The sequence below is a fragment of the Paractinoplanes lichenicola genome, assembly GCF_016785085.1.
GTDB classification, from domain to species: Bacteria; Actinomycetota; Actinomycetes; order Mycobacteriales; family Micromonosporaceae; genus Actinoplanes; species Actinoplanes lichenicola.
Window position 1 is genome coordinate 14,491 of the sequence record NZ_JAENHO010000016.1, and the last position, 19,012, is coordinate 33,502.

19 protein-coding genes are annotated in these 19,012 nt (G+C 68.6%); 9 read left to right on the top strand and 10 right to left on the bottom strand.

Annotated elements, in window-relative coordinates; translation table 11 throughout:
- The first annotated feature begins 8 nt into the window (after nucleotides 1–8).
- A complete protein-coding gene (locus tag JKJ07_RS41800) occupies nucleotides 9–197 on the top strand; it encodes a hypothetical protein (protein WP_202997575.1) in 189 nt (62 codons plus the stop codon).
- On the opposite strand, the gene JKJ07_RS41805 is transcribed toward JKJ07_RS41800, so the two are convergent.
- Nucleotides 194–403, bottom strand: coding sequence for a hypothetical protein (locus tag JKJ07_RS41805; RefSeq protein ID WP_202997576.1), 210 nt, complete (start codon nucleotides 401–403; stop codon nucleotides 194–196). The genes JKJ07_RS41800 and JKJ07_RS41805 overlap by 4 nt on opposite strands.
- Before the next feature lie 82 nt (nucleotides 404–485).
- Nucleotides 486–1,031 (bottom strand): CGNR zinc finger domain-containing protein, encoded by a 546-nt coding sequence (locus JKJ07_RS41810; protein ID WP_202997577.1) that lies wholly within the window; start codon nucleotides 1,029–1,031, stop codon nucleotides 486–488.
- A gap of 114 nt (nucleotides 1,032–1,145) precedes the next feature.
- On the opposite strand from JKJ07_RS41810, the gene JKJ07_RS41815 reads away from it, so the two are divergent.
- Nucleotides 1,146–2,033 carry a pyridoxamine 5'-phosphate oxidase family protein gene (locus JKJ07_RS41815; protein ID WP_202997578.1) on the top strand — a complete coding sequence of 296 codons (888 nt, stop codon included), beginning with the start codon at nucleotides 1,146–1,148 and terminating at the stop codon, nucleotides 2,031–2,033.
- Between the two features lie 147 nt (nucleotides 2,034–2,180).
- On the opposite strand, the gene JKJ07_RS41820 is transcribed toward JKJ07_RS41815, so the two are convergent.
- From JKJ07_RS41820 to JKJ07_RS41830, 3 genes are all read right to left on the bottom strand, one after another.
- Nucleotides 2,181–3,695 (bottom strand): hypothetical protein, encoded by a 1,515-nt coding sequence (locus JKJ07_RS41820; protein ID WP_202997579.1) that lies wholly within the window; start codon nucleotides 3,693–3,695, stop codon nucleotides 2,181–2,183.
- A complete protein-coding gene (locus JKJ07_RS41825) occupies nucleotides 3,685–4,383 on the bottom strand; it encodes a type II restriction-modification system restriction endonuclease (protein ID WP_202997580.1) in 699 nt (232 codons plus the stop codon). Before JKJ07_RS41825 ends, JKJ07_RS41820 begins: the two co-directional genes overlap by 11 nt.
- A 99-nt stretch (nucleotides 4,384–4,482) precedes the next feature.
- Nucleotides 4,483–5,613: a glycoside hydrolase family 19 protein gene (locus tag JKJ07_RS41830; RefSeq protein WP_202997581.1), complete on the bottom strand. Its 1,131-nt coding sequence runs from the start codon at nucleotides 5,611–5,613 to the stop codon at nucleotides 4,483–4,485.
- Nucleotides 5,614–5,785: 172 nt separating this feature from the next.
- Between JKJ07_RS41830 and JKJ07_RS41835 the strand changes: the two genes are divergently transcribed.
- From JKJ07_RS41835 to JKJ07_RS41855, 5 genes are all read left to right on the top strand, one after another.
- Complete coding sequence (locus JKJ07_RS41835) at nucleotides 5,786–7,225, top strand: alpha/beta hydrolase (RefSeq protein ID WP_202997582.1); 1,440 nt, start codon at nucleotides 5,786–5,788, stop codon at nucleotides 7,223–7,225.
- On the top strand, nucleotides 7,222–7,425 hold the full coding sequence (locus JKJ07_RS41840) for a MerR family DNA-binding transcriptional regulator (RefSeq protein WP_202997583.1): 204 nt from the start codon (nucleotides 7,222–7,224) through the stop codon (nucleotides 7,423–7,425). Before JKJ07_RS41835 ends, JKJ07_RS41840 begins: the two co-directional genes overlap by 4 nt.
- 16 nt (nucleotides 7,426–7,441) lie before the next feature.
- The gene (locus tag JKJ07_RS50675; protein WP_236030827.1) at nucleotides 7,442–8,047 is read left to right on the top strand and encodes a helix-turn-helix domain-containing protein; all 606 of its coding nucleotides are present in this window, start codon (nucleotides 7,442–7,444) and stop codon (nucleotides 8,045–8,047) included.
- Nucleotides 8,048–8,620: 573 nt separating this feature from the next.
- Nucleotides 8,621–10,270, top strand: a complete 1,650-nt coding sequence (locus tag JKJ07_RS52070; protein ID WP_202997584.1) for an alpha/beta hydrolase — start codon at nucleotides 8,621–8,623, stop codon at nucleotides 10,268–10,270.
- A gap of 70 nt (nucleotides 10,271–10,340) precedes the next feature.
- Nucleotides 10,341–11,171 (top strand): universal stress protein, encoded by an 831-nt coding sequence (locus JKJ07_RS41855; protein ID WP_202997585.1) that lies wholly within the window; start codon nucleotides 10,341–10,343, stop codon nucleotides 11,169–11,171.
- On the opposite strand, the gene glpK (JKJ07_RS41860) is transcribed toward JKJ07_RS41855, so the two are convergent.
- Both glpK (JKJ07_RS41860) and JKJ07_RS41865 read right to left on the bottom strand, forming a co-directional pair.
- The gene (gene glpK / locus JKJ07_RS41860; protein ID WP_202997586.1) at nucleotides 11,155–12,627 is read right to left on the bottom strand and encodes a glycerol kinase GlpK; all 1,473 of its coding nucleotides are present in this window, start codon (nucleotides 12,625–12,627) and stop codon (nucleotides 11,155–11,157) included. The two genes, JKJ07_RS41855 and glpK (JKJ07_RS41860), sit on opposite strands and share 17 nt — an antisense overlap.
- The gene (locus JKJ07_RS41865; RefSeq protein WP_202997587.1) at nucleotides 12,624–13,379 is read right to left on the bottom strand and encodes an IclR family transcriptional regulator; all 756 of its coding nucleotides are present in this window, start codon (nucleotides 13,377–13,379) and stop codon (nucleotides 12,624–12,626) included. Before JKJ07_RS41865 ends, glpK (JKJ07_RS41860) begins: the two co-directional genes overlap by 4 nt.
- Nucleotides 13,380–13,440: 61 nt before the next feature.
- On the opposite strand from JKJ07_RS41865, the gene glpK (JKJ07_RS41870) reads away from it, so the two are divergent.
- Entirely contained in the window at nucleotides 13,441–14,901 is a 1,461-nt protein-coding gene (gene glpK / locus JKJ07_RS41870) for a glycerol kinase GlpK (RefSeq protein ID WP_202997588.1), read from the top strand.
- A gap of 13 nt (nucleotides 14,902–14,914) precedes the next feature.
- Nucleotides 14,915–16,636 (top strand): glycerol-3-phosphate dehydrogenase/oxidase, encoded by a 1,722-nt coding sequence (locus JKJ07_RS41875; protein ID WP_202997589.1) that lies wholly within the window; start codon nucleotides 14,915–14,917, stop codon nucleotides 16,634–16,636.
- Nucleotides 16,637–16,710: 74 nt separating this feature from the next.
- Here JKJ07_RS41875 and JKJ07_RS41880 read toward each other — a convergent pair whose 3' ends face one another.
- From JKJ07_RS41880 to JKJ07_RS41890, 3 genes are all read right to left on the bottom strand, one after another.
- Nucleotides 16,711–17,274, bottom strand: coding sequence for a DUF6036 family nucleotidyltransferase (locus JKJ07_RS41880; protein ID WP_202997590.1), 564 nt, complete (start codon nucleotides 17,272–17,274; stop codon nucleotides 16,711–16,713).
- A complete protein-coding gene (locus JKJ07_RS41885) occupies nucleotides 17,274–17,792 on the bottom strand; it encodes a helix-turn-helix domain-containing protein (RefSeq protein WP_202997591.1) in 519 nt (172 codons plus the stop codon). The genes JKJ07_RS41880 and JKJ07_RS41885 overlap by 1 nt, the downstream gene beginning before the upstream one ends.
- A gap of 249 nt (nucleotides 17,793–18,041) precedes the next feature.
- Complete coding sequence (locus JKJ07_RS41890; protein WP_202997592.1) at nucleotides 18,042–18,977, bottom strand: hypothetical protein; 936 nt, start codon at nucleotides 18,975–18,977, stop codon at nucleotides 18,042–18,044.
- Nucleotides 18,978–19,012: the final 35 nt, after the last annotated feature.

Here is a 19,012-nt window from a genome sequence, read left to right on the forward strand (position 1 = left end):
GCAACGCGATGGCGACGTGCAACCTGTGCCACCACGACTTCCCCGATTCCGACCTGGCCGACCACGTACGCAAATCCCACCCCGACGCGGCCGAGGAGGGAATCTACGAGTCCGACGGCGACATCATCGTGCAGGACGCGTCTCTGGAACCCCTGGCCGAATACGACCCTGACCACGCCACCTGGCAACGCGACTAACTGCCGAATCGGGCCGCCGCCCCCGCCCGGTCGATCTCGTCGAGCACCTCCGGCGCGAGCCCGGCCGGCGGGTCAGTGGCCCGGCTCCGCCACGCGGCGATCCGTACGGACTTCCACTCGAGGTCGACGACACCGTTCTCGATGTGAAACCCGCCGCCCCGCTCAAAAAGCAGAAGCAGCGGCTCGTACGGATCCTCGAGCCCCACCGGAACGGCAAAGCCCGGCGTCCCGTGAGCGCCGCCCAGCGCAACAGAAACGGCACGACTCCTGGGGGCCGATTAGTCGGGGTCAGCGGTTGTGTTGGCGGGCGTAGTGGCTGCGGTATTTGGCGCGGTTGCCGCACGTGGCCATGGAGCACCAGCGGCGGGCGCCGGCCTTCGAGACGTCGTAGAAGCGCAGCGGGCATTCCGGGTTGGCGCATTTGCGGATGCGGGCCGGGTTTTCCTCGAGCAGGCGCAGATAGTGTTCCGCGGCCCGCCACGCGGCGAGCCAGCCCGGGGAGTCGGTCTCGATCACGCTTTCCGGCCCGTCCGTCCCGAGCACGCGGCGGATCTGGCCGTGGCGCAGCGTCTCGTTGAGCAGCTCCCGGGTCTGCTCGTCGGCGGTGGGCTGCAGCATCGCGAACAGCGCCTCCCGCGTTGCGACCAGGGCGTTCAGCGTCTCCGGCGTTTCGGGCACCTCGCCCGCCAGCCCGGCCGAGGTCAGCCAGATCGCCAGCCCGTCGGGCCGTTCCAGCAGGTCGTACGCCCCGTCGTCGTCGCTCCAGCGCGTGTTCACCAGGTCGAGCGGCAGTGGCTCCCCGGTCAGGGGGCGGGGGTCCGCTTGTGTGCTCATCGGTCGTGCCCTTCCGCCGCAGTCCTAACCGGCTAACCAAGCTTACCCGGTTGCTATTCCGGCCTCTAACCGCTAAAGTAACTTTTACTGGTTACCCCCGGAAGGGAGCCGAGCATGACCCCGTACCACCGTGGCGAGCTGATCGCCCAGCGGCGGGCCGGCCTGCTGGACGAGGCCGTCCACGTCGCCGCGATGATCAACACCAAGATCCCCTACTTCGCCCGTACGTTCCTGGCCGAGCAACCCATGCTGGTCATCGGTGGCGCCGACCATCGCGGTGACGTGTGGGCCACGCTGCTGACCGGCGAGCCCGGCTTCATCACCGTCACCGGCCCGTCGACCTTCGAGGTGGCCGCGACACCGGCGCCCGGCGACCCCTTGCACGACGTCCCCGCCCAGGTCGGCCTGATCGCGATCGAGCCCGGCACCCGCCGCCGCGTCCGGATGAACGGCACCGCCCATCCCGCCGCCGACGGCCTGCGCATCGACCTCGCCCAGATCTACGCCAACTGTCCCAGATACATTCAAAAGCGTTCCCCCGTACGGGTTCCGACCACGCCCGCCACCCCGCGTGAAGGCGACCAGCTCACCGCCGAGGAAATGGGTTTCATCAGCACGACCGACACTTTCTTCGTCGCCACCGCCGACCTGGACGGCAACGCCGACGCCTCCCACCGCGGCGGCAACCCGGGTTTCCTGCGCGCGCTGAGCCCCACCCACCTGCGCTGGCCCGACTACGACGGCAACTCGATGTTCAACACGTTCGGCAACCTGGAGGTCAACCCGCGGGCCGGCTTGCTGCTGCCCGACTGGACCACCGGCACCCTGCTCCACCTGACCGGCCGCGCCGTCGTCGACTGGAACCCCGGCCACGCCGCCACCGTCCCCGGCGCCCAACGCCTCGTCGACTTCACCGTCGACCGCGTCATCCGCATCGACAACGCCTCACCGCTGCGCTGGACCGCCCCCGAACTGTCCCGCTTCAACCCGCCGTCACACTAGGCCGTGTTTCGCAGTGGGGGCGGGGCTGCGGCAGGGCCCAGATCCCGCCTGGCGGCGTCCCGGGAAAGCCCGGTTCCAAACCCGGGAGCCGGGCTTCCCCGGGCCACCACCAGACGAAATCTGGACCCGGCCTCGCTCCCACCCCCACTACGAAACAGGACCTAGGACGACGGCCCCGAAGGCGCCCAGCAGCTTCCTCGCCGTGGATTCGTCGAACGGGATGTCTGCCGCCGCCGCATATTTCGCGGCCGACTCGCAGACGAGCCCGGAGTCGTACGGCAATTGGTTGAGGTCGATCCGGGCGAGCAGCTTCTTGGTGATCGGCCGCTTGGAGTCCCAGAAGACGAGCGACTCGATCAGGTCGATGCACGGCTGACTGTTGAGCACCGCCGTCACGACCGCTGCCTCCACTCCTTCGCGGAAGGGCAGGAAGTAGCAGGTGTCGTCGAGCACTACCGGCTGGTTGTTCAGCGGCGCGACCAGCTGGAACAGGGGCTTCTTGTGCAGGCCGGAGACGGCCACCTTGTACGGCGCGTACGTGTAGTCGCCGTGCCCGAAGACCGAGAAGCGCGGACGATTGCGATAGATCGAGGATTTGCGACCGTCGAGCGCCTCGCCGTTGGCGTTCAGGTATTTCCACAACGCGGGCGCCTTGAGCTCGAGGGAAGCGGTCTCGGCGCCGAAGGTCTTCTGCGGGACGATCACCCATTTCGTCAGGTCACGATGGCGACCGCGAAAGATGTCGGTGCTCTTGAGGAACGGATAGACGAACTCGGCCTCCAGGTCGAGCGCGACGCCCTCCTTCGTCGCGGGCGCCGGTGTGGCGACCAGCTCGAAGACGCCGGACGCGTCGTGCTTCATCCCGGAACGCCACTCGTACGGGGAAGCGCCGTCCGCGACCCGGACGCCGCTGTAGCGATCCACATCGGAAACCAGCCGGCCGTCGACGACCCCGAATCGGTTCTCGGCGGACTCCTCGGGCGCGAAGACGTCACCGTGAATGCGGGCGGTGTAGTCGGCCGGCCGGCTCGAGTCGACGTGCACGACGAACCAGCACGCGTCGACTCCCGCGTCGAACCACTTCATCGAGTCGATGCGGTAGACGTCCGCGCCGGCCAGCGGCATGCCGGACGAGGCCGCGTATTCGATGACGTTCCGGGCGACCTGTGTCTTGCAGAGCATGCCCAGGGTGAAGGGCTCCGCCCGGTATTCGTTCAGGACCTTCAGCAGGATGTATTCGCAGACGTCGAAGTTCGACGAGCCGAGCAGGGCGTCTAGGCCCTTCGCGCCCTTGAAGTTCTCCTTGGGTGGAAGGTTGTCGGATTCCATCCGGTTGAGCTCGGCCGACGTCACCCACGGCGGGTTGCCGACCACATAAAGCGGGCCGTCCGTCGTCCAGGAAACGTGGTCGGGCAGCCGGGTGTGAAAGATGTTGGCAACCTCGACACGGCCCCAGCGCGCGGCCTTCTCGGCGTACTCGGGATGAAGTTCCAACCCCTGACGCTCGCTCGCGGGGCTGACCGTGGCGCCGGCCTCCAGGAAACTGCCGACGCCACAGGTCGGCTCGAGCAGCCGGGCGTCGCCGGGCAGTTCCAGCACCTTGAGGCACTGAAGCGCGAGGGCGAGCGGCGTCTGAAAATCACCGAACTCGTTATTGGGCACGCAGATCCACCACCTCTGGGGCGACAGTTCCCGCAGCCGCGAAGCCGATCGCCCGTCCGTATTGAAGCCGCCACTGCAGGGCGTTGGAAATCGTGAGATAACCCTGCTCGGGCTTGTCGTCAACGAGGCGCTCGGCCAATTGCCGACGGCTCACCTCGTCGAGTGGCACGTTTTTGTCCTCCAGCAACGCGTCGAGTTCCTCGACCACCGCTTCGTAACCGCCCGGGCCGGAGTGCAGGGAGTCGACGATGTCGCGGATCTGCTTCGTCAGGTTGTAGTCCGCCGTGCGGCGCTCATCCACGTAGATCACGTGCTTGATGTCGAGGTGGGCGACCCGGTCGCGGGGATCGTCGCGCTTCTCGTAGACGACTACAAGCAGGTTGTAGCCGAGCCCGTAGATCTTTTGGGTCGCGGCGGTGAAGGGGCAGGACGACTGAGGCTTCTGACGCGAGGTGACTTTCAGATCGGTGTTGAGGGAGGGGAAGTCGAGACCGTTCGCGGCGTTGCCGACCTCGAGGTCGAACCGCTCGACGAGATAGTTCTTGAACATGCTCTCGACCGCCGTGCCGACCGCCTTGCCGTCCGTCACCCCGTAGAGATCGGGAAAGGCCAGCCCACCCAGCTCCTCGGCGAACTCCGTCGCCGCCTTGTGAAAGAGCTGCAGGGTGAGCGGTGGAAGGGAGGTCACCGCACAGAGGGTACCGGCGCCGGCGGCGCGACCGGCGAAAGGCGCGCGACGCGAAAGGGCCGCCCCGAATGCGGAGCGGCCCTTCGTGGTTTGCCGTTGTCAGCAGGACAGGTTGCTGCCCGGGGTCACACCCAGGATGCCGGCGAACCGGTTGTACGCGGTGATCCGGCTCTGCACCTGGGCCGGGTTGCCGCCGTTGCATTCCAGCGAGCCGTTGATGCTGCGGATCGTCTCGCCGAAGCCGCGGCCGTTGACGATGGCGTCGTGCGGCGTCATCGTGCCCGGGCCGCGCTGGGTCATCCAGTACCAGATCGCGGTCTGGTAGGCGACCGACGACTCGTTCTTGACCCGGTCCGGGTTGTTGAGCAGGTCGATGCCGAGCGCGTCGCCCGCCGCCTTGTAGTTGAAGTTCCAGCTCAGCTGGATCGGTCCGCGGCCGTGATACGCGCTCTGCCCGGCGGGGCAGCCGTACGACTGGTTCCGGTCGCAGTAGAGCGGCCAGTTCGCCTGGTTGATCTCCTCGACGTAGACCAGGCCGCCCGACTCGTGGTTGATGTTCGCCAGGAAGGCCGCGGCCTCCTGCTTCTTGACGGTGTCGCTGCCGGTCTTGGTGAAGGCCGGGAACTTCTTCATGGCGTCGACCAGACCCGCGTACGAGTAGAACGGGATCCGGCTCGGGAACATCTGGTTGAACTGGGCCTCGCTGACGAGGAAGCCGCCGGTGTTGCCGCCGCCGTTGCCGGGCGGGGGCGTCGTGGGCGTGGTGCCGCCACCGCCGCCGGTGCAGGTGAAGGGCGACCAGTACCAGGTGCTGATGACCGGGTCGTAGCCCGGGTTGGCGTTCGTCGCCTTGTAGTACTTGCCGTTGGTGTAGCGCACGATCGCGCCGGCGTTGTAGTACTGGCCCGCGACCCAGTTCGGGTGGTTGCAGGTCGTGCCGCCGCCGTTGCCGGGCGGGGGCGTCGTGGTGCCGCCGCCGCAGGCGCCGTTGTCCTGCCACACGTTCGAGCCGCCGGTGCTGGGCGTCTCGCCCTGGGTCCACCACTTGGCGGTCCAGTTGCGCCCGTTGTGCGACGTCCGCATGCCACCGGTGTAAACCGCCGAGCTGCTGTACGCGGCGGCGCAGGCCTCGGCCGCGTTCGACGTCGTCATGGGCAGGATCGCCGCGGCGGCGCCGGCCACGGCAACGCTGACGACGGCCATGATTGACAAGAGCCGTTTTCTGGACATGCAGAAACCTTCCGCGCGTAGGGCGAACGCGCTGGCATGTGGGGGAATGGGGAGCGAGGTCGACTCAACTGCACGCGCCTGCACACCGTCAAGGATCAGTAAGGATTATTAACCTTATTTAAGGTCGGGCCGCGGTTGACTTCGCCCCAAGGGCAAAGGTTCCGATGGCCGGGTGACGTATCGAAGACTGACAACGGCCGCGCTGGCCGTCCTGACGACAGCGGCGACCCTCGTGGCGCCGGCGGCCGCGAGCGCCGGTCACAGCACGTTGAGCTGGCAGCCCTGCGAGGCCAACGCGCAGCTCGAGTGCTCGACCGTCGACGTTCCTCTCGACTATCGCAAGTCGTACGGTCGCAGCATCGAACTCGCGATCTCCCGTCTGGCCAGCAAGAACCCGGAGAAGCGACGCGGGATCCTGCTGACCAACCCGGGCGGCCCGGGCGGAGCGGGCCTCACCTTTCCCGCCACTCTCAAGCTGCCGCAGAGCGTGCTCGACACGTACGACGTGATCGGGGTCGACCCGCGTGGGGTCGGCCGGAGCACCCCGGTAACTTGCGATCTCACCAAGGAGCAGCAGCTCGAGGGCCTGGCCGCGCCGTGGGCCGACGGTCCGGCCGACGTCGCCGAGCGGGCCGTCGAGGTCAAAAAGATCGCAGACCAATGCCGTACGTCCGAGACGGCGTGGATGCTGCCGCACGTGACCACCGCGAACACGGCCCGGGATCTGGACCGGATCCGGCAGGCCCTCGGTGAGAAGAAGCTGTCCTTCCTCGGGTTCTCGTACGGCACCTACCTGGGCTCGGTCTACACCACGCTGTTCCCGTACCGCAGCGACCGGATCGTGGTCGACAGCAACCTGGGCCCGGAGGGCTACGGCTTCCGGGAGGCTCGCCTGACCGGCCAAGGCATCGAGAAGCGCTTCCCCGACTTCGCGAAATGGCTGGCCGCACGGCAGGACGAATGGGCCATGGGCGCCACCCCGAAGCAGGTCCGGGCCAAGTATTTCCAGCTCGTCGAGAAGCTGGGCGAGCACCCCGTGCCCGGCCTGAGCCAGCAGGACTTCCGTCTCCTGACCGTCAGTTTCCTCCGCAAGGACCGCGACTTCGCCGCCCTGGCCGCGGTCTGGCGGACCGCCGACCGCGGCGACCCGTTCGACGCCGGCCCGGCCGTCGACCTCGACAACCTGATCTCGTCCCACTTCCACGTGGCCTGCGCCGACGGGTATTGGCCCAAGTCGGTGGCGGCGTACCAGCGGGCCGTCGAGACCGACCGCAAGCGCTACCCGATCATGGGCGCCTCCACGGCGGGCATCCGGCCGTGCGCGTTCTGGCCGGCCCACCTGATCGAACCCCGGGTCGAAATCGGCGACCGGGGCCCGTCCAACGTGCTCGTGGTGCACAACCAGCGCGACCCGAACACGCCGCTCTCCCTGGCGAAAGAGCTGCGAGCAGCATTCGGCCACCGGGCGGTCCTGGTCACCGCCGACCAGGGCGGCCACGGCGCCTACCTGACCGGCACCAACACGTGCCTCAACGACACGGTCACCACCTATCTCACGACTGGCCAGCGACCGCAGCGGGACCTTGACTGTCCGCGTCCTCTAGGCGGATGACCAAGGCAGGCTGGAGCACGCGGGAACTGGCCGAAATCGCCGGCACCACGCAGAAAGCCATTCGCTACTACCACCGGGTCGGGCTCCTCACGGAGCCCGACCGCACGACCGGCGGCTACCGGAAATATACGCAAGGCCCACAGCACTCCACCATCTGCGGCCGAAGCCGAATTCGCCACTTTGCCGCCCGACGCATCTGACGACCAACGGCAGCGCTTGGCCGAGCTCTTCGCCCCCGAACTGCACCGGTTGGCGGAGAAGTTCCCGGAGCTTCTGGAGGCGGCCGAACGAAGCGTGGGCAAAGACTTCACCGACACTGTTCCGTGGGGGCGGATCGGCCGTGGTTTCGTCGAGGAATACCGACGGAGGTGGGCCATGTCGCGAATAGTCAGCCCTGAGTGTGGCATCGGGGAACGGATCAAGGTGCGCCGACTGATGCGGTCGTGGAGTGTTCGGTTTGCGGCGGATCGGGCCGGGATTTCGCATGCCTCGTGGAGCCGGATCGAACGTGGACTGCAGGCGGTGGACAACAGGTTGGTGCCGGCCGGCATCGCAGCGGCGCTGGAATGTTCGGTCGCCGATCTGATCGGGATGCCGATGCCGCTCGCAGGCCGGTGGTCAGCGGCCGCGCAGGCCGGTGTCGTCGCGGTGAGACGCGCGCGGGAAACGAGAACTCTCGATGTTGCGCGAGGCACTCTTTCTGACGTCGGGGCTCCTTCGGGCGTTGGAGTTTCCCGCGGATGCGTTTCTCAGCGCGGAACGATGCCGCGAGGTCGCATTGATGACCGGAAGCCCAGTCATGCTCGGCATGGCCGCTTATAGCCGAGTGTGCGCGGCGATTATTTGTGGTTCCTGTCAGCGCGGGTCGGCCCTGGCTGAGAGGGCGGCAACCGACCTGGCTCCGCATGCGGCGTTCCCGGGCGGACTTGAGGTGCTCGGCATGCTTCATCTCGCCGGCGCAGCGGCTCGGAGCAAGGTGTCGGCGGCTCTGGGGGTGAACGAGAGCCGGCACTGGGTTGAGGAAGCGAGGCGGATTGCCGCCCGTACGGGCGAAACCACCACGTACGGACTGTCCTTTGGGCCCACCAATGTCGATCTGTGGCGGTTCGGGCTCGAACTCGACGGTGGTGACGCGGGCAGTGCGAAGACAATCAAACATTGCTCGCCCCTGTTGCGAGAGACGACTAGGGCCCTCCTGGGGCGGGCCGGGGGTGCGGTGCCGCGCGGGTTGGGTGAGCGCCTGCTGCTCCAACACGATCAAACACCGACTCGGCCACCATGCTGAGCTGGAGTGTGCACGTGCACGGAATTGACGCTTGTCGCCATTGACAACGGTCGAAGACGTTGCGAGTGTGCGTCCGCCGTGTTTCTTGTTGGAAACTGTGGGGGTTGCTCGTGCCTTCGATCAGGCCCGTTAGCCGGGCGATGCTGGCCTCCGTCCTCGTCCTGACCGGAGCCGTAGGAATCCCGGCCGCCGCGCAAGCGGGCGGGAAGCCGAACACCGACTGCGCCACGACGGGGGCGGTTGACTTCGGGGTCGATCTGGCGGGTGCGGGGTGGAAGTTCACGACCGGGGATGACCCGGCCTGGGCGGACCCCTCGTTTGTGGACAGCGGCTGGCGTGACTGGAGTGTCCCCGACAACTGGGGGAACGAGAGCGACCTCCAGTCGTACGACGGGTTCGCCTGGTATCGGAAGACGTTCACGCTGCCGGCCCGGCCCGACGCGAAAATCGTGGCGGCGCTGGGCAAGATCGACGACGCGGATCAGGCCTTCCTCAACGGGGTCGAGATCGGGCGTACGGGAGGGTTTCCGCCCGCTTTCGACTCGACGTGGGAGGTGCCGCGCGAGTATTACCCGGCGGAAAGCCTGCTGCGCTGGGGTGCGACCAATGTGCTGGCCGTACGGGTTTATGACGGCACCGGTGGCGGGGGCTTCTATCAGCGGCCCGTCGGGTTGTTCTCCAGGTCGCGGCTGCGGGGGATTGAAGGGCGGCCGGCCACCCGTACGGAAATGGGTCATGTTTGTGCCGTTCTCGACGAGCAGCATCGGGCCGTGGCCGAGGGGGATCTGCGGGCCTATGCCAAGACGCTCGCCGACGGCTTCTTCCACCAGGGCGACACGGCTGAGCGGCGGATCAGAGAACTCAAAGCGGACAAGACGACCCGGCTAGGGGATGATCAAGCAGAAGTAATAGTGGACAGCAAGGGAAGACTGGTCGTCGACACGATCCGGACCTGGGGAACGCGGCCGCCGACCCGCGAGCTGCTGTATATCGATCCGCGGAAGAAGCAGGAGCTGGGCGACCGGTCACGGTTCTTCCGCGACGAATACGACTCGGCCGCCATGGGGAAGCGGGTGCAGTTCAACGTCTATCTGCCGCCGAGCTATACCCGCGCCAAGAAGCGCTATCCGGTCGTCTACATGCTCAACGGCTTCAACGGCAGCAACATCGAATGGGAGGCCCGGAAGATCGACCAGGTGCTCGACGGGCTGCTGAAGAGGGACATGATCGTCGTCTTTCCGGACGGGGACAGCGGCTGGTATGTCGACACGTCGGCCGGCAATTTCCGCAGCATGATCGTCGACGAGGTCGTGCCGCTGGTCGACCGGGTCTATCGCACGATTCCGGACCGCGACCACCGGGGGATCAGCGGGGTCTCGATGGGCGGCCAGGGCGCGTTCACGCTGGGCCTGAAGAACCCGGACGTGTTCAGCTCGATCACCAGTCACATGGGCGCGCTCAGCCTGGCCCCGTTGGCCGGCACTGCTGCCGAGCAGGCCGCGAATGCCGGGTTGCGGCCGCTCACGCTGGTTGCCGCGATGTCGGCCGCCGAGCTGAGCCGGCATCGCTTCTACTTCGACGGCGGCGACTCCGACGACTACCGGTTCGGTGTCGCGGCCCAGCAGATGAGCACGCTGCTGGCCTCGAAGGGCGTCAAGCACGACTACCAGCTCGGGCCGGGGCGGCACGACGACGCGTACTGGATGCCGAAGCTGGACCGCTCGTTCGCCTTGCACGAGGAGCAGTTTGGGGCGTCCTAAAAGAAGGGCGTCGTAGAACTGTCATCTCACTGAGGGATGTCCGACACGCCGACCAGGCAAAACAGGAAGCATGAACGTACGGGAGCCGGTTGTTGTCGGGGTGGACGGGTCGGACGGGTCGGCCGCGGCGGTGCGGTGGGCGGCACGGCACGCGCGTGACGCCGGCCTGCCGCTGCGCGTGATCTATGCGGCGAGCGCGTCCGAGCCGGTGGCCGTCAGCGAGCGGGTGCTCAACGCCGCGGTGATGGAGGCCGGTTCGGGTGTCGACTTCTCCGCGTACGAGGTCCCGGGCGACCGGGTGCCGGCCCTGATCGGCGCGTCGCGGGAATCGGCCCTGCTCGTGCTGGGCGAGAGCGACCGCGGCCGGTTCGCGACCGCGCTGACCGGCTCGGTCGCCGTACGGGTGGTGGCCGAGGCCGAATGCCCGGTGATCGTCGTGCGTGGCGACACCGACCCGGTCGGCCCGATCGTCGTGGCGGTCGACGGTTCCCGCTCGAACGAGCCGGCCCTCGCCTTCGCCTTCCGCGAGGCCGCCCGCCGCGAATGCGCATTGTTCGCGGTTCATGCGTGGCAGCAGCCGTTGGTGCCCACGGGGGCGGGCACATTGGCGGCCGCGGCGGGCGGCGCGGCCTCGCACGAGGAATGGGCGGCCGCGGCCCAGCGCCTGCTGACCGACGCCCTGGCACCCCTGCGCGCGACGTTTCCGCTGGTGGCCGCGTACGAGCGGTTGGTCGAGGGCCCGGCCGAGTCGGTGGTCAGCCACGAGACGTCGGGCGCGGCCCTGGTGGTGGTCGGCTCGCGGGGACGCGGCCAGCTGGCGGGGCTGCTGCTCGGCTCGACGAGCCAGGCGCTGATCCGCGACTCGGAGTGTCCGGTGGCGGTGGTCAGGGCCGTCGACTGAAGAAGACCGCGGACTCCACCGCCCGTTTCCAGTTCGCGTGCTCGAATGCGCGCCGGTCCGCGTCCATGCCCGGTCGCCAGCGGCCCGCCGAGTGCCGGTTGTGCTGCAGGTCGCGCAGATCCGACCAGTAGCCGACGGCCAGCCCGGCCGCGTAGGCCGCACCCACCGACACGGTTTCGGCGACCATCGGGCGCACCACCGGCACGTCCAGGAAGTCGGCGATGATCTGCATCAGCAGGTTGTCGGCAGTCATCCCGCCGTCGACGTTGAGGGCGGTCAGCGCCAGCCCCGAGTCCGCGTTCATCGCGTCGACCACGTCGCGCGTCTGCCATCCGGTGGCTTCGAGCACCGCCCGGGCGAGATGACCCTTGGTGATGTACGACGTGAGGCCCACGATCACTCCGCGTGCCTCGCTCTCCCAGTACGGCGCGTACAGGCCCGAGAACGCGGGCACGATGTAGCACCCGCCGTTGTCGCCGACCGTGCCCGCCAGCGTCTCGATCTCCGAGGCAGTGCCGATCAGACCGAGCCCGTCGCGCACCCACTGCACGAGCGAGCCCGCGATGGCGATCGACCCTTCGAGCGCGTACGCCACCTCGCCCGACCCGATCTGGTAACCCACCGTGGTGATGAGCCCGTGACTCGACCGCACCGGTGCGGAGCCCGTGTTCATCAGCAGAAAACCGCCGGTCCCGTACGTGCATTTGGTGTCACCGGGCGCGAAGCAGGTCTGCCCGAACAGCGCCGCCTGCTGGTCGCCGAGCACGCCGGCGATCGGCACCCCGGGAAACGCCTCCCCGTAGACTTCGGACGACGACCGGATCTCGGGCAGCATCGCCCGCGGAATGTCGAAAATGTCCAAAAGATCTGGGTCCCACGAGAGTGTTGCCAAATCCATCAGCATGGTCCGGCTGGCGTTCGTGACATCGGTCAGATGCTTGCCGCCGGTCAAATTCCAGATCAACCAGCTGTCCATCGTCCCGAACAGCACCTCGCCCCGAGCCGCCCGCGAACGAAGGCCGGCCACGTTGTCGAGCAGCCACTTCACCTTCGTGGCCGAGAAATACGTCGCCAGCGGCAGCCCGGTCCGTTCCCGAATGAACGAGCCGTCGAGCCCGTCAAGCATCGACGAGGTGCGGGTGTCCTGCCAGACGATGGCCGGGGCCACGGGCGTACCGGAAGCCTTGTCCCAGACCACGACGGTCTCGCGCTGGTTGGCGATGCCGATCGCGGCCACCTGCGCCGGCCCGATGCCCGCCTCGCGCATCGCCCGCTTGATCAGGCGCTGCACGTCCCGCCAGATGCGCGCGGCGTCGTGCTCGACCCAGCCCGGCCGCGGATACGACTGGGTGTGCTCGCCGCGCACCACCGAGACCACTGTCGCGCGCCGATCGAACAGGATGCAGCGCGACGACGTGGTGCCCTGGTCGATCGCCAGGACGTAGCGCTCGCTCACGATCCGGCCAGGTCGCGCGTGATCGCCCGGGCGGTCGCGGTGACGTGCTCGACCAGCGCCGGCCGGGCCTGGCGTCGGGTGTCGCACAGCCGCTCGACCGGCCCCGAGACGCCGATCGCGCCCACCACCAGGCCGCCGAAGCTGCGTACGGGGGCCGCTATCCCGGCCCGGCCGGCCTCCCACTCCTCGACCGACAGGCTCCACCCCCGCTCGCGGGTCTCGGTCAGCGACCGCGCGAGATCCCGGGGCAAAGTCAAGGTCCTTCGCGTGTACGCCTCCAGGCCCGCCCGCACCGCGACCTCGACAGCCGGGGCGTTGTAGGCCAGCAGCACCTTCCCGAGCGCGGTGGCGTGCGGCGGCAGCAGGTGACCGGTGTCGAGCGACTGCACCGAGTCGTCCGGCCGGAACACGTGGTGCACCACCACCACGTGGCCGTCGCGCAGGGCGCCGATGCGCACTTCCTCGCCGCCGCGGGCGGCCAGCGCGTCGGCCCAGTTGAGCGCGCGCCCGCGCAGCTCGTTCAGGTCGAGCCCGTCCTCGCCCAGCTCGAGTAACCCGCGCCCGAGCCGATAACGCGCGGTCCGGGTGTCCTGCTCGACGAAGCCGACGTGCTCGAGCGTGCGCAGGATGCTGTGCGCGGTCGACTTGGGCAGGTCGAGCGCGTCGGCGATCTCCTTGACCCGCAGCCGCCCCGCCGCGAGCAACCGCAGCACGGCCGACGACCGCTCTATCGACTGGATCAAGCCCGGCACGTGCGACATTGTCGCACGCAGCCCGTTGTCGACCCCGCCGAACCTTCCTAACTTCGAGCACATGAAGCAGTTCGTCGGCGCGATCGATCAGGGCACGACCAGCACCCGCTTCATGATCTTCGATCGGTCTGGGGCCGAGATCGGCCGGCACCAGCTCGAGCACCGGCAGCTCTTCCCGGCGTCGGGCTGGGTCGAGCACGACGCCACCGAGATCTGGGAGAACACCCGCAAGACGATCGACGCGGCCCTCACCGGCGCCGGGCTCGTGCCGTCCGACCTGGCCGCGATCGGCCTGACCAACCAGCGCGAGACCGTCGTCGTCTGGGACAAAGCTTCCGGTACGCCCGTGGCCCCGGCGATCGTCTGGCAGGACACCCGGACCGCGCCTCTGCTGGACGCGCTCGACGGTTCGTTGATCCTTTCGCGTACGGGGTTGCCGCTCGCGACGTACTTCTCGGCGACCAAAGTGAAGTGGCTGCTTGATCGCTCTCCTGAGCTGCGGGCGCGTGCCGCTCGCGGCGAGGTGTTGTTCGGGACGATGGACAGCTGGTTGATCTGGAACTTGACCGGCAAGCACCTGACTGACGTGACCAACGCCAGCCGCACGATGCTGATGAACCTCGACACCCTTGACTGGGATCCCGACCTACTCGCGCACTTCGACATCCCGCGGGCGATGCTGCCGGAGATCCGGTCGTCGGCCGAGGTCTACGGCGAGGCGTTCCCCGGGGTGCCCATCGCCGCGGCGATCGGCGACCAGCAGGCGGCGCTGTTCGGGCAGACCTGCTTCGCGCCCGGTGACGCCAAATGCACGTACGGGACCGGCGGTTTTCTGCTGATGAACACGGGGACCGAGCCGGTGCGGTCGAGCCACGGGCTGATCACCACGGTCGCCTATCGCTTCGGCGACGAGAAGCCCGTGTACGCCCTGGAGGGCTCGATCGCGGCGGCCGGCGCGGCGGTGCAGTGGCTGCGCGACCAGCTCGGCATCCTCGACTCGGCGGCGGACAGCGAAACCCTGGCCGGCCAGGTCGAGGACAGCGCGGGTGTCTACTTCGTACCGGCGTTCTCGGGCCTGTTCGCGCCCTACTGGCGGCCGGACGCCCGCGGCGCGATCGTCGGGCTGTCCCGCTTTCACACCGCCGCGCACATCACCCGGGCCGCGCTCGAAGCCATCTGCTATCAGACCCGCGACGTGGTCGAGGCGATGGCGCAGGACAGCGGCACGGCGCTCGACCGGCTGCGTGTCGACGGCGGAGTCACGGCCAACGAGCTCTGCATGCAACTTCAGGCGGACATCCTCGGCGTCCCGGTCAGCCGGCCCGCCGTCGCCGAGACCACCGCGCTCGGGGCCGCGTACGCCGCGGGTCTGGCCGTTGGTTTCTGGGAGTCCGTGGACGACTTGCGCGCCAACTGGCGGGAAGACCGGCGCTGGCAGCCGACCTGGACCGCGGAGCGGCGCGCCTCCGACTACGCGAACTGGAAGCGCGCCGTCGACCGAACCCTCGACTGGATCATGTGAGATGGGGACCTTCATGCAAACCGGACTGATCTCGCCACAGGCGCGGGCCGACGCACTGACCGCCATGTCGGGCGACGAGCTGGACGTGCTGGTCATCGGGGCCGGCGTGGTGGGTGCGGGCTCGGCGCTCGACGCGGCCACCCGCGGCCTCAACGTCGGACTGCTCGAGGCTCGCGACTTCGCCAGCGGCACCTCCAGCCGATCCAGCAAACTGATCCACGGCGGGCTGCGCTACCTCGAGATGCTCGACTTCTCACTGGTGCGCGAGGCGCTGCGCGAGCGCGGACTCCTCATCCAGCGGCTCGCACCCCACCTCGTACGGCCGGTGCCTTTCCTTTACCCCCTGCGGCATCGTGCTTGGGAGCGCCTGTACGCCGGGGCCGGTGTCGCCCTGTACGACGTGCTCGCGCTCAGCGGCTGGGGGGCCGGGCTGCCGCGGCACCGCCACCTCACCAAGACCGAGGCGATGAAGGCGTTCCCGTCGCTGCGCCCCGACTCGCTCGTCGGCGCGATCCGCTACTACGACGCGCAGGTCGACGACGCCCGGCACACCATGTTCCTGGTGCGCACGGCCACCGCGTACGGGGCCAAGGTCGCCGCCCGCACCGAGGTGATCGGCTTCCTGCGCGCGGACGACCGGGTCGTCGGCGTCCGCGCCCGCGACCTCGAAACCGGCCGCGAGCTGGAGATCCGGGCCAAGGTCGTGATCAACGCGACCGGCGTGTGGACCGGCGACAGCCAGGCGCTGCTGGCCGGCCTCGCACCTCAGTTCGGCGTCACCGCCAGCAAGGGCATCCACCTGGTCGTGCCGCGCGACCGCATCTCCGGCGGCACCGGCATGATCCTGCGGACGGCGTCGAGTGTCCTGTTCGTCATCCCGTGGGACCGCCACTGGATCATCGGGACGACCGACACCGCGTGGACCCTCGACAAGGCTCACCCGTCCGCCTCCGGCCGCGACGTCGACTACCTGCTGACCGAGGTCAACAAGGCCCTCGCCACCCCGCTGACCAGGGACGACGTGCAAGGCGTGTACGCCGGCCTGCGCCCCCTGCTGTCGGCCGCGGCCTCGTCGACGGCCAAGCTGTCCCGCGAGCACGCCGTGGGGACGCCGGTGCCCGGCCTGATCGTGGTGGCCGGCGGCAAATACACGACATACCGGGTGATGGCCAAGGACGCCGTGGACGCGGCCGCCCTTCAGCTGAACACTCCGGTGCCGCCGTCGTGCACCGACCAGGTGCCGCTGCTCGGGGCCGTGGGCTACAAGGCGGCCTGGAACCGCCGCGCCACGCTGGCCCGCCAGGCCGGCCTGCAGGTGGCCCAGGTCGAACACCTGCTCCGCCGCTACGGCACCCTGGTCGACGAGGTGCTGGCGCTGGTGGTCTCCGACCCGGCCCTGGCCGCAGCGGTGCCGGGTGCGCCCGATTACCTGATGGCGGAACTGCTGTACGCGGTCACGCACGAGGGCGCCCGCCACCTCGAGGACGTCCTGACCCGCCGTACGCGGATCTCCATCGAGACCCCCGACCGCGGCATCACAGCCGCCCGCGCCGCCGCGCCGCTGCTGGCCTCGGCGCTGGGCTGGGCAGGCGCGGAAACGGCCCGCGAGCTGGCCGCCTACGAATCACGGGTAGCCGCCGAACTGGCCGCCCAACAACAACCGGACGACGAAAGCGCCGACGCCACCCGCCGCGACGCCCTGGAAGCAGTGCCGCTGACGCCGACGGCGGTCTGACCACCTCTGGCCCGAGCCTCGGCGTCCGTTGCGAATCCGCGCCAGGATGCCGAGGCCCCGTTACAACCGTGCGGCTAGCGCCTCGCCTCGAGCCAATTGACTGCCTTCTCGGCAGAAACCTGATGGCTTTCGGGCACCTCGGTGAGTCGTGCTGCGATGACGGCTGTGTCGACGAGTCCGGCGTCGAGCAACGCCGCTACGAAATTGCGGTCCTTCTCGCGGAGAGCGCACAGCTTGGCCACGCACAAGTCCTCTTTGTCGAGGCACCATCCGGTGTATTGGGGGTTTCCGGAGATCGCGGCGGTGTTGGCGTTCTGAACCTTGACTAGTCGATCGCGCCAGCCTGTCGGCAGGACCGCAGTCTCCAAATCCACACCGTCGATGCTGAAGCCGTGCCGGTCCTCGAACGGCGACCATTCACCGGCGACGCCTTCGATCAGATCCGCGAGCCTCGCGGTCTCGACGTTGCTCTCGGCGAGCGGAAGGATGTCGATCTCGGCCGACATGGTCGCTTCAGCCGGGAGCTCATCCTCGGTGAAGGACCCGAGGATGGATTGCGAGCCGACCACAACGACGGCGTCGTGGCCGATGATCTGACAGGCCGTGCGGATCGCGTGTTCGAGTTGATCGCGTCGCATCAGCTCACCAGCCCCAGGGCCTCGGACCGTTCTCCCTGGGAGAGCAGGCCTCGCAGAGGTGATACTTCGCGCATCTCGACCGAATCGGCGTCGAGTCCGGTCATCACGCGGTGCAGACGGGACACATCGCCGGATTCGATCAGGTGCTCCCAGCGGTCGAGGTTTCGCAAGTGAGGTTGCCCGCGGTTGACCTCACGGAGGTGAATCAGATTGCGCAGCATGGTCGGCCGCCATTCGTCCAGCGTCTCCGACGTCAGATGACTTGACAGCCGGCGGTGAAGTTCCCAGGAGCGGCGCGACGAACGACTGAGTTCTGGTCGGAAAGGCCGCCGTACGACTTCCAGGCGATAACCCATGCATGAAAGCAGCCGGTCGAGCATGTCGTCGCTCAGGTGGCCGCGTCCGGAGATGTATTGGCTGATGCTTGGCTGACGTACCCCGCTGATCCGGGACAGCTCGGACTGCGTGATGCCGACCTCCAGCATCACCTCGCGCAGGATCGAGCCGCGATCGGTCACCTCTCAACTATAGCAAAAACTACTATGGCTCCATGGAGTGGCGGGTTTTGGGGTCGAAGGGGCCGTCGCGGGCGTAGTACTTGGCCAGGGATATGGCTGATCTTTCGTAACGTTGGCGAGGCCGGCACCTCGGCGTTGTCCACCATGAGCAGCGCGTTGCCGATCGCGTCGCCCGGGTTGGTGAGTGCGATGTCGTAGTCGCCCGGCGGGCCCGCCACCGTGCCGGGCGACGGTCATTCGGGGCGCGGCCTATTGCGGGGGACGTTCAGCTATTGAGTTCAGCCGCCGGCGTCGTTTGGTGGCCTCGGCTGACCGGCGGGTGTGGCCGTTGGCGTCGTCGAGCACTGTGGCCTGCTGTTCCAGCTCGGTCAGCAGGTCGCGGGCCGTTGCCAAGTCGTGCCGGTCGAGTGCTACGTCGGTCGCGCTGCGCAGGGCGAAGAAGGCCGCGTACGGGGAACCGAGGCGCTCGGCGAGTTCAAGGTAGCGGGTCGCGGTGACGGTGGCGGCCTCGTGCTCGCGGGCGGCTCGATGCGCGGCCACCAGCACGTGCAGGGGCAGACGGAGCGCCTCGTCACCCAGGGCTTCCGATTCCCGTACGGCGGCAGTGGCGTGCCGGACGGCGGCGGGCGGATAGTGGCGGCTCAGCGCGCAGTTGGCCAGCCCGACGTGTGCCTTGTAACGACCGGCCGCGCCCGAATCAGGGTCCTCGAGGACCGCGCGGAAATGCGGGACGGCGTCGTAGTGCCGCCCGGCCGCGAGCAGGATGTCGCCCAGCCGGTAGCGCAGGGTCGCCAGCGTCGTGCCGGGCGCCCCCGGGACGTAGGCCGCCAGCGCCTCCTCGGCGGCCGCGCTCGCCTCGTCCCATTCGGCCAGCTCACGGTGGGTGGCCGCGCGTTGGATGAGCAGCCCGCTGCGCCACTCGGGGTGACCGATCGACTCGAGGTAGCGGTCGGCCGCGTCGAGCACCGGGAACAGTGAGCGCAGCGGGACACCGGCGAAACGCGCCGACTCGACCCAGTGCATGTGGGCCGTGGCCACCTCCCACGCCTGGCGGGTCGAGCCCTCGGCCGCCCGGGCCAGCACGCGCGTGTAGCAGGCGAGGGCCCCGCCGTGATCACCGGCGCCGGTCAGTGCCGCGCCCTGGGCGAGCAGGGCCCGGACGTCGGGTTCGGTGCTGGTGTTCACGATGCCAGTGTGAACCCAAGTGGCGTCCGACGGCC

Excerpts from the sequence above, each read along its gene's own strand:
- JKJ07_RS41800 (WP_202997575.1), top strand. The coding sequence starts at position 9 with ATGGCGACGTGCAACCTGTGCCACCACGACTTCCCCGATTCCGACCTG.
- JKJ07_RS41810 (WP_202997577.1), bottom strand. The coding sequence starts at position 1,031 with ATGAGCACACAAGCGGACCCCCGCCCCCTGACCGGGGAGCCACTGCCG.
- JKJ07_RS41815 (WP_202997578.1), top strand. The coding sequence starts at position 1,146 with ATGACCCCGTACCACCGTGGCGAGCTGATCGCCCAGCGGCGGGCCGGC.
- JKJ07_RS41830 (WP_202997581.1), bottom strand. The coding sequence starts at position 5,613 with ATGTCCAGAAAACGGCTCTTGTCAATCATGGCCGTCGTCAGCGTTGCC.
- JKJ07_RS41840 (WP_202997583.1), top strand. The coding sequence starts at position 7,222 with ATGACCAAGGCAGGCTGGAGCACGCGGGAACTGGCCGAAATCGCCGGC.
- JKJ07_RS41855 (WP_202997585.1), top strand. The coding sequence starts at position 10,341 with ATGAACGTACGGGAGCCGGTTGTTGTCGGGGTGGACGGGTCGGACGGG.
- glpK (WP_202997588.1), top strand. The coding sequence starts at position 13,441 with ATGAAGCAGTTCGTCGGCGCGATCGATCAGGGCACGACCAGCACCCGC.
- JKJ07_RS41875 (WP_202997589.1), top strand. The coding sequence starts at position 14,915 with ATGCAAACCGGACTGATCTCGCCACAGGCGCGGGCCGACGCACTGACC.
- JKJ07_RS41880 (WP_202997590.1), bottom strand. The coding sequence starts at position 17,274 with ATGCGACGCGATCAACTCGAACACGCGATCCGCACGGCCTGTCAGATC.